This window comes from Streptomyces sp. NPDC057697 (assembly GCF_042799335.1).
GTDB lineage: Bacteria > Actinomycetota > Actinomycetes > Streptomycetales > Streptomycetaceae > Streptomyces.
Genome location: NZ_JBHVJA010000026.1, coordinates 1 through 12,133 on the forward strand (window position 1 = coordinate 1; position 12,133 = coordinate 12,133).

16 protein-coding genes are annotated in these 12,133 nt (G+C 73.3%); 7 read left to right on the plus strand and 9 right to left on the minus strand.

Annotated elements, in window-relative coordinates; genetic code table 11:
* Positions 1 to 46 precede the first annotated feature (46 nt).
* The 3 genes from ACFVFH_RS35325 to ACFVFH_RS35335 are packed head-to-tail and all read right to left on the minus strand — an operon-like array spanning position 47 to position 1,607.
* Entirely contained in the window at positions 47 to 799 is a 753-nt protein-coding gene (locus ACFVFH_RS35325; RefSeq protein ID WP_383776941.1) for a thioesterase II family protein, read from the minus strand.
* A gap of 60 nt (positions 800 to 859) precedes the next feature.
* Positions 860 to 1,348, minus strand: coding sequence for a hypothetical protein (locus ACFVFH_RS35330; RefSeq protein ID WP_383776944.1), 489 nt, complete (start codon positions 1,346 to 1,348; stop codon positions 860 to 862).
* A gap of 19 nt (positions 1,349 to 1,367) precedes the next feature.
* Positions 1,368 to 1,607, minus strand: a complete 240-nt coding sequence (locus ACFVFH_RS35335; RefSeq protein ID WP_383776946.1) for a hypothetical protein — start codon at positions 1,605 to 1,607, stop codon at positions 1,368 to 1,370.
* Between the two features lie 153 nt (positions 1,608 to 1,760).
* Between ACFVFH_RS35335 and ACFVFH_RS35340 the strand changes: the two genes are divergently transcribed.
* Positions 1,761 to 2,468: a TetR/AcrR family transcriptional regulator gene (locus ACFVFH_RS35340; RefSeq protein WP_383776949.1), complete on the plus strand. Its 708-nt coding sequence runs from the start codon at positions 1,761 to 1,763 to the stop codon at positions 2,466 to 2,468.
* 217 nt (positions 2,469 to 2,685) lie between these two features.
* Here the strand turns inward: ACFVFH_RS35340 and ACFVFH_RS35345 are convergent, their stop codons facing one another.
* On the minus strand, positions 2,686 to 3,066 hold the full coding sequence (locus ACFVFH_RS35345) for a hypothetical protein (RefSeq protein WP_383776951.1): 381 nt from the start codon (positions 3,064 to 3,066) through the stop codon (positions 2,686 to 2,688).
* 198 nt (positions 3,067 to 3,264) lie between these two features.
* Between ACFVFH_RS35345 and ACFVFH_RS35350 the strand changes: the two genes are divergently transcribed.
* Positions 3,265 to 3,717 carry a Rieske (2Fe-2S) protein gene (locus tag ACFVFH_RS35350; RefSeq protein ID WP_383776953.1) on the plus strand — a complete coding sequence of 151 codons (453 nt, stop codon included), beginning with the start codon at positions 3,265 to 3,267 and terminating at the stop codon, positions 3,715 to 3,717.
* A gap of 129 nt (positions 3,718 to 3,846) precedes the next feature.
* On the opposite strand, the gene ACFVFH_RS35355 is transcribed toward ACFVFH_RS35350, so the two are convergent.
* Positions 3,847 to 4,506 (minus strand): isochorismatase family protein, encoded by a 660-nt coding sequence (locus tag ACFVFH_RS35355; RefSeq protein ID WP_383776956.1) that lies wholly within the window; start codon positions 4,504 to 4,506, stop codon positions 3,847 to 3,849.
* A 111-nt stretch (positions 4,507 to 4,617) separates the two neighbouring features.
* Here ACFVFH_RS35355 and ACFVFH_RS35360 point away from each other — a divergent pair, with 111 nt between their 5' ends.
* The gene (locus tag ACFVFH_RS35360; RefSeq protein ID WP_383776959.1) at positions 4,618 to 5,094 is read left to right on the plus strand and encodes a pyridoxamine 5'-phosphate oxidase family protein; all 477 of its coding nucleotides are present in this window, start codon (positions 4,618 to 4,620) and stop codon (positions 5,092 to 5,094) included.
* A 12-nt stretch (positions 5,095 to 5,106) separates the two neighbouring features.
* Here the strand turns inward: ACFVFH_RS35360 and ACFVFH_RS35365 are convergent, their stop codons facing one another.
* Complete coding sequence (locus ACFVFH_RS35365; protein WP_383776961.1) at positions 5,107 to 6,015, minus strand: LysR family transcriptional regulator; 909 nt, start codon at positions 6,013 to 6,015, stop codon at positions 5,107 to 5,109.
* 74 nt (positions 6,016 to 6,089) lie between these two features.
* On the opposite strand from ACFVFH_RS35365, the gene ACFVFH_RS35370 reads away from it, so the two are divergent.
* Positions 6,090 to 7,220 (plus strand): DMT family transporter, encoded by a 1,131-nt coding sequence (locus ACFVFH_RS35370; protein WP_383777047.1) that lies wholly within the window; start codon positions 6,090 to 6,092, stop codon positions 7,218 to 7,220.
* On the opposite strand, the gene ACFVFH_RS35375 is transcribed toward ACFVFH_RS35370, so the two are convergent.
* Positions 7,211 to 8,542 carry an aminotransferase class I/II-fold pyridoxal phosphate-dependent enzyme gene (locus ACFVFH_RS35375; RefSeq protein WP_383776964.1) on the minus strand — a complete coding sequence of 444 codons (1,332 nt, stop codon included), beginning with the start codon at positions 8,540 to 8,542 and terminating at the stop codon, positions 7,211 to 7,213. The two genes, ACFVFH_RS35370 and ACFVFH_RS35375, sit on opposite strands and share 10 nt — an antisense overlap.
* A 35-nt stretch (positions 8,543 to 8,577) precedes the next feature.
* Here ACFVFH_RS35375 and ACFVFH_RS35380 point away from each other — a divergent pair, with 35 nt between their 5' ends.
* Positions 8,578 to 9,273, plus strand: coding sequence for a pyridoxamine 5'-phosphate oxidase family protein (locus ACFVFH_RS35380; protein WP_383776967.1), 696 nt, complete (start codon positions 8,578 to 8,580; stop codon positions 9,271 to 9,273).
* A gap of 108 nt (positions 9,274 to 9,381) precedes the next feature.
* On the opposite strand, the gene ACFVFH_RS35385 is transcribed toward ACFVFH_RS35380, so the two are convergent.
* Positions 9,382 to 10,425: a DMT family transporter gene (locus ACFVFH_RS35385; RefSeq protein ID WP_383776970.1), complete on the minus strand. Its 1,044-nt coding sequence runs from the start codon at positions 10,423 to 10,425 to the stop codon at positions 9,382 to 9,384.
* A 131-nt stretch (positions 10,426 to 10,556) separates the two neighbouring features.
* Entirely contained in the window at positions 10,557 to 11,129 is a 573-nt protein-coding gene (locus tag ACFVFH_RS35390) for a Clp protease N-terminal domain-containing protein (RefSeq protein ID WP_383776972.1), read from the minus strand.
* Positions 11,130 to 11,371: 242 nt separating this feature from the next.
* Here ACFVFH_RS35390 and ACFVFH_RS35395 point away from each other — a divergent pair, with 242 nt between their 5' ends.
* Together ACFVFH_RS35395 and ACFVFH_RS35400 are read left to right on the plus strand one after the other, a co-directional pair.
* Positions 11,372 to 11,593 (plus strand): hypothetical protein, encoded by a 222-nt coding sequence (locus tag ACFVFH_RS35395; protein ID WP_383776975.1) that lies wholly within the window; start codon positions 11,372 to 11,374, stop codon positions 11,591 to 11,593.
* A 78-nt stretch (positions 11,594 to 11,671) separates the two neighbouring features.
* On the plus strand, positions 11,672 to 12,103 hold the full coding sequence (locus ACFVFH_RS35400; protein ID WP_383776977.1) for an SRPBCC family protein: 432 nt from the start codon (positions 11,672 to 11,674) through the stop codon (positions 12,101 to 12,103).
* The last annotated feature ends 30 nt before the right edge of the window (positions 12,104 to 12,133 follow it).

Sequence of the window (12,133 nt, forward strand, 5' to 3'; positions counted from 1 at the left end):
GGACCCGGAAGGGGGTCGGGGCCCGAGCCCTGTGCGGTGCGGGGTGTCAGACGACCGTACGGGCCGGCCGGCCGGACACCTGCGCGGCGACGAGTTCCGCCACGAACGGCAGATGGTCGCCGAGGAAGAAGTGACCGCCGGTCAGTACATGCCGTTCGAAGGGGCCTTCGGTCTCCCCCTCCCACGCCTGGACGCCCTCGACGGAGACCCGGGGGTCGCTGTCACCGGTCAGCGCGACGACCGGGCAGCGCAGCGGCGGCCCGGGGACGTGGACGCGGGCGCCCAGCATGGCGTAGTCCGCGCGCAGGGGCGGCAGCGCGAGCTGGAGGATCTCCGGGTGCGTCAGCAGCTCGTCGTCCGTACCGGACAGCAGCCGCATCTCCGCGATGAGGTCCTGGTCGCTCGGCGGCCGGGGGAACCGCTCGGCCCGGGGCAGCGCCGGGCCCTCGCTTCCCGAGACGATCAGGGCCGTGGGTTCCCGCCCCTCGGCCGCGAGCCGCCGGGCGGTCTCGAAGGCGAGGAGCGCGCCCATGCTGTGGCCGAAGAGAATCAGCGGCCGGCGCCCGTCGGCCGGGATCGAGGGCAGCACCGCGTCCACGACGTCGCCGAGCCGTTCGGCGAACGGCTCGGCGATGCGGTCGTGCCGCCCCGGGTACTGCACGACCAGTGTCTCCGCCGTCCCGCCGACCTCGGTCGTCAGCGAGTGGTAGCCACTGGCCGAACCACCCGCGTGCGGGAAGCACACCAGCTGCGCTCCGGCGTCGGGGGCCGGACGGAAACACCGTATCCAGTTGTCCACGACATCCCTTCTCTCATGTTCTCGGTCCGGTCCGCGACCGACTCCGTGAACGTTCCGCGCTCACTGTTCGGCAGCGATCCAGCTCTCCAGCTGTTCACGGGTGGTCGCCGGGTCCGCGACGAGAACGGCGAGTTCGTTGTCGCGGGGTTCCAGGGTGGTCAGGGCGGGGCAGCGGTGGCAGGCCTCGACACCGACCTGGTTCCACCACTTGCAGTGCGGGCGGAGGTGGCACCGTGGCACGGCGGCCGGTCCCGGCTCGGCCGGTACGGTCGTGATCCGTTCGATCAGCCCGCATGCCTCGCCGACCCGGTTCGCGCAGTCCGACACGCAGTGCGAGGCGAACCGGAGCACCCGGTTGGGGGCGATCCCCTCCGGAATGCTACCGAGAACTTCGGCGGCGGGTACAGGTTCGGCCAGGTAGACGACCTGATCGCGTTCCCCGGACCGTACGCCGAGGACAACGGTCTCCGGGCGGTCGGCATCTCCGCTCGGGCACCATCTCAGGGGGCTTTCCCGCCCGTCCCGGGCGCGGTCCGCAGTGCTGTCCACGGTGCTCACCTCCTCTTCGTCAGCAGGAACGCGGGGTGATCGAGGTCGAGTTGGCCACTATTCCGCCGATGACCCCGCCGGTGACGGGACCGTTCCGCTGCTCGGTGGCGACCGCCTGAGCGATGCTCTGGGCGAGCTGCTCCTGGGTGGTGATCCGGTCCGGCCGCTCGGCGGCGGCGGCGCCGGTGGTGCCGCCGACCGTGACGAGACCGGCGACGAGGGCTGCGGCAGCGGCCGCGGTACGCATGCTGTTGTTCATCCGTGTCCTCCATGGCGTCAGTCGGTGCTTACGGAAATCGACGGTAGGGTCGGTGCACCGTCACGATCGGCAGTTCGGGCGGCGGCTTCGCGGAGGGTTCGGCGTCCGGCCCGCGGATTGCCTATTGGGCAGCTGACCAATAGCATGGCCGGCATGGCTCCAGGCACCCAGCGCAAGCGGATCAGGAAATCGCCGTCCGACCGGCGTGCGGAGATCGTCGCAGCGGCGGCGGCCATCGCGCTGACCGAGGGACTGGAGTGCATCACGCTGCGCCGGGTCGCCGAACAGCTCGATGTGCGCCCGGGCCTGATCAGCCATTACTTTCCGGCGGTCGAGGACCTGGTGGCCGAGGCCTTCGGCACCGCGGCCGGTGCCGAACTGGACGCCCTGCTGCCGGCGGACCGGTCGACGGGCACGCCCACGGACCGCCTCGCGCGCTTCTTCGTGCTGGCGACGGGCGCCGCGTACGACGACATCAGCAGGCTGTGGATCAACGCCCGGCACCTCAGCCGCTACCGGCCCGTCCTGCGTGAGCGGGTCGGCCGCCAGGAAGCCCTGTGGCGGGGCCGCCTGGAGGACCTGGTCCGCGACGGCGTCGACCGCGGGGAGTTCCGCACCGCCGACGCGTATGTGACGACCGTGCAGATCCTGGTCGTCATCGACGGCCTCGGCGCGCACGCCAACACCGGGACCGAAGCCCGCCCCGAGGTCGTCACGCGCATGGCGGTCAGCACGGCCGAACGCGAACTCGGCCTGGAGAGCGGCGCGCTCAGCGCGCGGGGCGCCGCGCTCGGCGCGGACCTCACCGGCACGCCGGCCCCCTCCGACGCCGACGGCTCCCCCGCGGGTTCCGCCACCTGAGGCGACGGCACCCGCGCCACCGGCACCCGGCGGGGAGGCCCGCCCGGGGCGTGTGCCGAAAGTGGCGTCGTCCGCCCGAAGGGCGGGCCCGGCGTGTCCGGTACGTGCGACCGCAAGGCGGAGGGCCGCTCCGGTACCGGGCGCATCGGAGCGGTCCCGACAACGCGGCGAGCGTGCGCACCGGACACGCCGGGCGGACGGGACCTTCGTACACGCCCTAAGGGCGCAGGGCCGCCACGACTCTGCCGCGGAGCAGTTCGTACTCCTCGCGGAGCCGTACGATCTCCGCCGGACGCTCGATCACCTCCCCGCCGACGACGATCTCCCGCGGCCCGAACTGCTCCCGGGTGAGGTCGACTTCGACCCCCAGGCCCAGCCGGTTCCACCAGTGGTAGTCCACCCGCTCGCCGTCGACGTGCACCTCGCCGCGGATCAGCTCACCGCCCAGGAGGTCCTGCACCACGAGCGCCGTGACCCCGCACTGGTCGCGCGCCGGGCGGTCCGGGGTCCAGTCCGGGCGGTGGGCGGGGGTCGTGGTGTCCGCGCCCCAGCCGCGGCGAATGGCCCGCTCGATGTCGTCGAAGCTTCTCGGTGTCATGCCGCCCAGTCTCGCGGACGCCTCCGACGGTCCGGCGGCCGCTCATGCCCGCGCACCGACCTGCCGATGACAGGGGGGCCGTCGCCCGGCGGCCGCCGGAGCCCGCCAGGAGGTTCCCGGGCGCCGGACACGGGGGCCCGCCGCGCGCGGCCCCGGGCGAGGGCCGAAGTCGCGACCACTGCGGAAGGAAGATCCAGTATGAGCACATCGTGGAACCTCGGGGGCCGTCCCGGGCGCCGGGCCGTCGTCGTCGCGGCCGGAGCCGCCTCGGTGGCCGCCGTACTCACCGCCTGCGGCAAGCAGAAGGACTCGGGCGGTCCAGGGGCGGTCGAGCCCGCCGACAGCGGTACGAGCGGCAGCGGCACCACACTGACGAGGACCGCCGACATCCCGGAGGGCGGCGGCAAGGTCTTCGCGGACCAGGGCGTGGTGGTGACGCAGCCGAAGGCGGGCGAGTTCAAGGCGTTCTCGTCGAAGTGCACCCACCAGGGCTGCACCGTGGCGAGCGTCGCGGACGGCACCATCGACTGCCCCTGCCACGGCAGCAGGTTCGACGCGGCGACCGGCGCCGTGGCCCACGGGCCCGCCACCAGGCCCCTGCCCACCAGGAAGATCTCGGTCTCGGGCGGCTCGATCACGCTCACGTCCTGACCGCCGCCCACCGGACGGGGCGTGCCGCGGCCGGTGGGCCTGGCAAGGACCGCCCCCGCCACGCCCCCTCCGCGGGCCGGGCGCCCGCCGCCTCCCCAAGCGCACGCTCCGGCGGGAGGGTTCCCGGGGTCAGGCGTCGGGAGCGGCCCCGCGCGGCGTCCGGCCCCGCCAGCAGCCCAGCACCGCCTCCGTGTCCGTGACCGTGGCGACGAGGGCGAGGGTGTTGCGGACCATCACGGGGGTGTAGTCGGCCGGGACGCCCGCGATGGCGTCGGACGGCACCACGGCCGTGTAGCCGAGATTCACCGCGTCGAACACGGCGTTGGGTACGGCCACATTGGCGGAGACGCCGGTGACGACGAGGGTCCGGCAGCCGAGGTTGCGCAGCAGCGCGTCCACGTCCGTACCCGCGAGGGGCGAGAGGCCGTGCAGCCGGCGCACGACGAGGTCCTCGGCGGCCACCTCGATCGGCTCGGCGATCCGTACCGCGGTGGTGCCGCAGTGCTGTTGCACCGGCAGCCGTCCCGCGGCCCGGAAGAGCCGGGCGTTGCTGTTGGCGCCCCGCCCGTCGGGGCGGCGTTCGGCCACCGCGTGCAGCACCTGCACCCCGGCGGCGTGGGCGGCCGCGACCAGCCGGGCCACCCGGTGCAGCGCGCCGGACGACCGGGCCTCCTCGGCCAGTTCGGGCAGCGCGCTCCCCGGGCCCACGACCCCCTGCTGGCACTCGACCGTCAGGAGCACGGTGGTGGCCGGATCGAGCTGCTCGGCGAGTCGATTCCTCGGCGGCACGGCTTCCCCTCTCTGCGACGGACCGGGCGCGCGAGGGTAGCCGCCATTGCGTGATGAAGGAAGAGGCCCCATGATCTCTGACACACAGTCAGCCAACGGGAGGGGACGCCCATGGCCGCCACTCAACGACGGGGCCGTCGGATCATGATGACGGACGCCGAACGCGACACCTATCTCACCGAACAGCGCACCTGCCGCGTGGCCACCGTGGCCGAGGACGGCCGCCCGCACATCGGCGCCCTCTGGTTCGTCTGGGACGGGGAATCGCTCTGGCTGTACTCGATCACCCGCAGCCTGCGCTGGGCCCAGCTCCGCCACGATCCGAGGGTCGCGGTGGTCGTGGACGACGGGGTGGAGTACGGGGAACTGCGCGGCGTCGAGCTGTCCGGCGAGGCCGTCCCGGTCGGAGAGGCGCCCCGTACCGGCGAGCCGTGCCCCGGACTCGACGCGCCGGAACGGCTCTTCGCGGCGAAGTACTTCGGGATGGACACCATGCCGCACGACGGCCGGCACGCCTGGCTGCGGCTGACGCCGCAGGCCGTCACCTCCTGGGACTTCAACAAGCTCGCGGGACCGGCCACCGCCTGACCGCGCCCGGCCCTAGGGCTCGTCCAGCTCCCGGCCGGCCGCCCTCAGGGCCGTCACCGCCGCCCTGATCGACGGCCGCCGGTCCGCGTCGGTGCGCCACACGGCGTGGACGTGGCGTCGCATCTTCTGCCGTACGGGCACGAGCCGCACCCCGTCCGGCACCGGTCCCCGGCCGAGCCTCGGTGCCACGCAGACACCCATGCCGGCCGCGATCAGGGCGAGTTGGGTGTGGTGCTCGCCCGCCAGATGCGCGATGCGCGGTTCGATGCCCTTGGAGCGGAGGGTGAACATCAGCCAGTCGTAGCAGAACTCGCCCTCGGGCCAGGACACCCAGTCGTCGTCGGCGAAGTCCTCCAGGTCCACCTCGGGCCGGCCGGCGAGCCGGTGACCGGCCGGCATCGCGATGTCCGGTGCGTCGTCCAGGAGTTCGGCCCTGGTCAGACCGCCGGGGACGGGCAGCCGCTTGTTGCTCCAGTCCAGCACCACCGCCAGATCGATGTCTCCCCTGATCACCGCGCGGATTCCGTCCTCGGGCTCCAGCTCCCGGGTGTGGACGCGCAGTTCGGGATGGTCCCCGCGCAGCGCCCGGAGCACCGCGGGGAAGAGTCCGCGCGCCGCGGTCGGGAAGGCGGAGAGCAGGATCTCGCCCACCACCTCGCCGCGCTGCGCCTCGATGTCGGACTGGGCCAGCTCGACCTGGGACAGGATCCGGGCCGCGTGGTCGGCGAGCAGCCGGCCGGCGTCGGTGAGCCGGACACCGCGCCCGTTCCTGGCCAGGAGCTGCTGCCCCACCTCGCGCTCCAGCTTCGCCATCTGCTGGGAGACCGCCGAGGTGGTCACATGCAGCCCCTCGGCGGCGCCGCTCACGGAACCGTGCCGGGCCAGCGCGTCCAGGGTGCGCAGGCGCTCCAGATTCAACATATAAGCGATGCTACGCAGACCGGCACAGAAAGTCTCGCTTGTCCTACGTGGTCGGGCTGGTCATCGTGGAGTCCATGAGCGCCGCCACCACCCCGCAGACCACGCCTCCCGCCAGGCCCTCCACCTCCGCCCCGGCACCGGCTCCCGCCGCCGTCCAGGACCCGGGGCCCGCCGCGCGCCCGGGGCGGGACTGGCGGATCCGTTTCGGCGCGCTCTCCCTCATCTGGGGCTTCAGCTTTCTTCTGATCAAGGTCGGCACCGAGGGGTACGCCCCGTTCCAGGTCACCCTCGGCCGTCTGCTGTCCGGCACGGCGGTGCTGGCCGTCGCGATGGCGGTCCGGCGTGAGCGACTGCCCCGCACCGCCCGGACCTGGGGGCATCTGGCCGTCGCGGCGTTCCTGCTGAACGCGCTTCCGTTCTCGCTCTTCGCCCATGCCGAGCTGACCATCCCCTCGACGCTGGCCGGCATCTGCAACGCGACCTCGCCCCTGTGGGGCATGGCGCTGTCGCTCGTCGCGCTCTCCGAGGACCGGCCGACCCGTCGCAGGGTCGCTGGACTCGGGCTCGGCTTCCTCGGCGTCCTGACCGTGCTCGGCGCCTGGCAGGGCTTCTCCGGGCTGGACCTCGGCGGCACGGCCATGGCCCTGCTCGCCTCCCTCAGCTACCCGATCGGCTGGATCTACGTCCGCAGGACCCTGGCGGGCAACGGCTCGTCGGCGCTTGCGCTCACCGGTGGCCAGCTCCTCCTGGGCACGGCGCAGATCGCCCTGGTGACTCCGCTGTTCACCTCGCTGCCCGACAGCTTCCCGCTGCTACCGACCCTGGCCGTGGTGGCCCTCGGGGCGCTCGGTACCGGCCTCGCGGTCCTGATGCAGTACCGCCTGGTGGAGGAGGTCGGGCCGACGACCGCGCAGATGGTCACCTATCTGATCCCGGTCGTCGCCACCGCCGCGGGGGTGGTTGTGCTCGGCGAACGGCTGAGCTGGAACACCCCGGTCGGGGCCCTCGTGGTCCTGGCCGGCGCCGCTCTCACCCAGAGCGGAGCAGCCCGCCGGAACGTCCCGGCCTCCGCCGCCCGGACCGGGGTCGGGGACACGGCCGGAGCGGCAGGGGGCGGGGCCAGGACCGGGGCCGGGGCCGGGGGCACAGCCGGACCGGCAGGCGGCGGGGCCGGGACCGGGACCGGGACTGGGGATCACCCGTAGTTCAGCGGCTGCACCGGTCCCACCGCCGCCGCGACCGCATCCGCCAGCGGCCCGATGTCGGCCGCCGCGAGCGACGAGACGGTCAGCCGGATCCCCTGGGGCGCGGTCATCCGGAACCTCGCCCCGGGCGCCACGGCCCAGCCGGAGTGCAGCAGCCTCGCCACGGCACCGGTCTCGTCGCTGACCGGAACCCACACATTCATCCCGCTGCGCCCGTGGGCCGCGACGCCCCGCTCCGCCAGCGCGCGCACCAGACCGTCCCGCCGCTCCGCGTACGCCCGCGCGACCTCGCCCGGGTCGACGGCGCCCGAACTCCACAGGTGCACCACGGTCCGCTGCAACAGCTTGCTGACCCAGCCGGGGCCCAGCCGCTGCCGCCCCGCCACCCGGTCCACCGTGACCGGATCGCCGGTCAGCACGGCGACCCGGAGGTCCGGCCCGTACGCCTTGGCCACGGACCGCACGAAGGCCCAGCGGTCCGTGGCGCCCGCCAGGGGGTGCGGCGGCAGATCGACGATGCCGTGTCCGTGGTCGTCATCGATCAGCAGGACACCCCGGTGCCCGGCGAGGACCGCTCTCAGCTCGACGGCGCGGCCCGCGCCGATCGCCGCGCCGGTGGGGTTCTGCGCGCGGTCGGTGACCACGAGCGCGCGGGCACCGGCGTTCAGCGCGTCTTCGACGGCATCGGGCAGCGGGCCCTCGTCGTCGACCGCGACGGGCACGGGGCGCAGCCCCAGCGCCGGTACGAGATCCAGCAGACTGCCCCAGCCCGGGTCCTCGATCGCCACCGCGTCCCCCGGTCTGAGGTGCGCGACCAGGATGCGTTCGATCGCGTCCAGCGATCCGGAGGTCGCTACGACGGGTCCGCCCGGCACTCCGTCGGCGTCCATCGCGGCGCGGGCGAGCGCGGCGAACTCCGGGTCCACCGGGGCCTGTCCGTACATGCCCGGCTGCCGGGCGTACTCCTCGGCGACCGCGGCGAAGACGTCCCCCAGCGCCGGCAACAGGGCCGGATCGGGGTTGCCCGCCCCCAGATCCCGTACGCCCTCCGGCGCCTCGACCCCGAGGGAGCCGCGCGCCGTGCTCGCGGGGCGCGGCCGCACCCTGCTGCCCCGGCGCCCGGCCGTCTCGATCACCCCGCGCTCGCGGAGCGTGCGGTAGGCGGCCGCCACCGTATTCGGATTCACCCCCAGCCGGTCGGCCAACTCCCTCATGGGAGGCAGCGCCTGCCCGGGGCCGAGCTCACCGGACCCGACCCCGTTCTCCACACTGGCGGCAATTTCCGATGCGCGCCGCCCCTCGATCCGATACTCTCCTAGCACAAACCAGATTATGCACTAGTGCAATGGAGTACGCAATGCCGGACAGCGCATCGCCGCAGACCACGGGCCCGGACGCCGCGGCCGGATACGAGCCCACCGAGCGCACCGTTCCGACCCGTTCCCGCGAAAGGGCCGCATACGACCGGGAGCTGGTCCACTCGATACTCGACGAGGCGTACGTCTGCCATCTCGGCTTCGTCCGTGACGGCGCACCCGTCGTCCTGCCGACGCTCTTCGGCCGGGTGGGTGACCGGCTCTATGTGCACGGCTCGACGGGCTCCCGGCCGCTGCGCGAGGCGGGCCGCACGGATCCCGGCCTCCCCGTGTGCCTGACGGTGACGCACGTCGACGGGCTGGTGCTGGCCCGCTCCGCCTTCCACCACTCGATCAACTACCGCTCCGTGGTGGTCCACGGCATCGCGCGGACGGTCACCGACCCCCAGGAACGGCGCACCGCCCTCGACGCCATCGTCGACCACGTGGTCCCGGGCCGGTCCGCCGACTCGCGTCCCGCCGACGAGAAGGAGCTGGCCGCGACCGCGGTGATCCGGCTGGACCTGCGGGAGGTCTCCGCCAAGATCCGTACGGGCGGCCCCAACGACGAGCCCCGTGACCTCGCGCTCCCCCACTGGGCCGGTGTCGTCCCGCTCGCCCGCGGATACGAGACACCGCTCCCCTCGGACGACCTCGACCCCGCGATCGGGGTGCCGGACTACATCACCGCCCTCTGACCCGACCCGGGGGGGGACGGTCCGCGACCGCAACGGCCGACAACCGGCACGAGGACGCGAGGACGCGACCGCCACGCGAGGCGTAGCGTCACGTCACATCGTGTCGCCTCATGTCGCGGCGCGGTCCGCGAACAGCTCCCCCTCGGCGGGCGAGCGATCGGCTCCGGGCCGTTCGGCGGCGTCCGTGGCGGCCCCCGTCGCCCCGGACCCCAGGGCGACGGGGCCCGAGGGCGACCGGGGGGTCGACGACTGGGCGATGAAGGCGCCCACCAGCACCGTGGCACCGCCGACGAGCTGGGGCGCCGACAGGTGCTCGCCGAGCATCACCCAGGCGAGCACGGTGGCGATCACCGCTTCGAGGCAGGCGACCACGCCCGCCACCGCGGGAGACAGCAGCCGCACGGCGATCACCCCGGTGACGTAGGCGATCACGGTCGCCAGGAGCACGATCCAGACGAGCAGCAACCAGGCCGGGACATCCGTGCCGTTCATGCCCGCGGTGCCGCCCAGGAGCGACCAGTCCATGCCCCAGGGCTGTGCGACCACCGTGAGGACGAGCGCGCCGATCAGCAGCCCGTAGGCGATGACACCGACGGGATGAGGCGGTTCGACGCCGTCCGCCCCGTCCCCGCTCCCCTGGTCCGACAGGACGAAGTAGCCGACCTGGCAACCGGCGGCGCCGAGCGCGAGCAGCAGTCCGACCGCGTCGAAGCTCAGCCCCGACCAGACCTCGACCACGCATGCCAGCCCGCCGACGGCGAGCACCACGCCGACCGCGGCCCGCCGGGTGACCGGCCTGCGCTGGACGAACCGGACCCAGCCGAGCACGAGCGCGGGCGCCAGATATTCGACGAGCAGCGCGACACCCACGGGGATACGGGAGAGCGCGGCGAAGTAGCAGGCCTGCACCCCCGCGACGGCGAGCAGCCCGAAACCCAGCAGCAGGCCCGGCCTGCTGCGCAGCAGGCCCCGGTGGCGCCAGGTCACCGGCAGCATCACCAGGGCCGCACCCGCCACCCTCAGCCACACCACATGGAGCGGATCGAGACCCGTCTCGATCAGCGGCTTGGCCGCCACCCCTGAACCACCGAATGCGAACGCCGAGGCCAGGGCTAGTCCCAGGCCGGCGCTTCTCCCCTGAGACGCGTGCATCGGCCCATCATGACAGCTGCGGTCAGCAGCATCGCCCACGTCACCCCTGACACACACCTGCGCCGGCCGTGCGGTCCCGGCGGCTCCCCCGCCGGTATCGGGACCGGCCCGGCCCTCCGTACGTCAGGCGGTCAACTTCCCGCCTCGCGCGCCCCCCGGTCGGGTGCGTCGGCGATCCGGGCGGCGAGCCGCTCCGCGTCGATCCCGCCGCGGACCAGCACCTCCACCGCCCGGCAGTCGTGGTCCACCGCCAGCGCCGCGAGCAGGTCGAGCCCTCCGGCCCGCGCTTCACCGCGCTTCTCCGCCCGCTCCATCGCCCCGGCCATCGCTGCGGCGGCTGAGGGCGACCAGCCCTCCACTCCCGAGTCGCGCACGGCCGAGTCCAGGTGCGGGACGACGACCGGGACGGCTCCCGAGTCCTCCACCGCACCCTGCCAGCGGAGCCCGTACCCGATACTGCGCTGGACGAGATAGCCGAGCACCCGGGCCAGTTGGGGGCCGCCCTCGAAGGCAGCCCGCACCGCGGGGTCCGATTCGATGAGGGAGTGCAGCAGATGCGCCGTGTCGATCTGGCGGTCGCCGTCCCGCAGCGCACGCCTGCGGGCGCCCGTCACCACGGCGGCCAGCTCCACCGTGAGTCTGGCGTCGAGCTCGGCGCGGTTCGGAACGGGCTGCTGAGGAATCCGCGGCGTCCGGTTGTGCACGTCCCCCAGTCCATCAGCCCCCAGGCGCCCATACATCACCGGATGGACTCATCTAGGCATCCCACGCAAGTTGGGCACACCCGAACGGTTTCTCCTCCTTGCGGATGAGATCTCGCCATTTCCGGATCCGATCGCGGAAAAGGGCGCGCGCCGCCTTGCCACGCGCTCCCCGGGCAACCGGAAGCCACGCCCGTACGTCCCACAGGCCATACCCATGCACCACCGGAAGGGAGACCGCCGACGTGTCCTGGCTGGTCGCCCTGCCGGCCCTCGACGGGCGGGAGTACGTGTACCGGGTCCACGCACCGGCCGACGCCCTGCGCGCCGACCTCTTCTGGGCCGCGTTCCACTGCCACGACGACGGCCCGCACCCGCGTGCCTTCGACCGGTTCGACGACGCCCTGATCTGGCGCGCCGGGACGGAGGGAACCGGCCAGGTGGATCTGACCGCCCAGCAGTTCTGACTGTTCATCAGTATTGAATGTTCCGGCCACTGCGGCTACGTTCCGCGACACCGTAACCCGCCGAGAAGGGGTGGTCGCATGGCCGAAGTCAGCGCAGAGGCGCGCATCGAAGCACCGGCCGAGAAGGTGTGGGCCCAGCTGACGGACTTCACCGCGTACGGCCAGTGGAACGCCACCCACACCAGCTTCCCCAAGGGAGGTCCGGCGACACTGGAACTCGCGGCCACGTACGAGGAGAACATGAAGCTCATGGGCTTCCCGGCCGAGGTGACCTGGACGGTGGCGGAACTGGAGACCACGCGCCTGCTGACCACCAAGGGCAAGGGCCCGATGGGCGTCAGCCTGGCCATGCGCTACTCACTGACCCCCGACGGGGACGCGACCACGGTCCGCATCGACGGGGAGTTCACCGGCGCCGCGGTCTCCCTGATGGCGGGAAAGCTCAAGGACTCGGCGACGGCCGCGCTCGTCGAATCGCTGCGCAAACCGGGCGGACTCGTCGCCGCCTGACGCGCCCCCGCCACGGGGAAGGGCCTCGCG

Bases quoted from the DNA above. Each gene is read 5' to 3' on its own strand.
- ACFVFH_RS35350 (WP_383776953.1), top strand. From the start codon at position 3,265: ATGAGCACATCGTGGAACCTCGGGGGCCGTCCCGGGCGCCGGGCCGTC.
- ACFVFH_RS35340 (WP_383776949.1), top strand. From the start codon at position 1,761: ATGGCTCCAGGCACCCAGCGCAAGCGGATCAGGAAATCGCCGTCCGAC.
- ACFVFH_RS35385 (WP_383776970.1), bottom strand. From the start codon at position 10,425: ATGCACGCGTCTCAGGGGAGAAGCGCCGGCCTGGGACTAGCCCTGGCC.
- ACFVFH_RS35400 (WP_383776977.1), top strand. From the start codon at position 11,672: ATGGCCGAAGTCAGCGCAGAGGCGCGCATCGAAGCACCGGCCGAGAAG.
- ACFVFH_RS35335 (WP_383776946.1), bottom strand. From the start codon at position 1,607: ATGAACAACAGCATGCGTACCGCGGCCGCTGCCGCAGCCCTCGTCGCC.
- ACFVFH_RS35360 (WP_383776959.1), top strand. From the start codon at position 4,618: ATGGCCGCCACTCAACGACGGGGCCGTCGGATCATGATGACGGACGCC.
- ACFVFH_RS35365 (WP_383776961.1), bottom strand. From the start codon at position 6,015: ATGTTGAATCTGGAGCGCCTGCGCACCCTGGACGCGCTGGCCCGGCAC.
- ACFVFH_RS35370 (WP_383777047.1), top strand. From the start codon at position 6,090: ATGAGCGCCGCCACCACCCCGCAGACCACGCCTCCCGCCAGGCCCTCC.
- ACFVFH_RS35345 (WP_383776951.1), bottom strand. From the start codon at position 3,066: ATGACACCGAGAAGCTTCGACGACATCGAGCGGGCCATTCGCCGCGGC.
- ACFVFH_RS35380 (WP_383776967.1), top strand. From the start codon at position 8,578: ATGCCGGACAGCGCATCGCCGCAGACCACGGGCCCGGACGCCGCGGCC.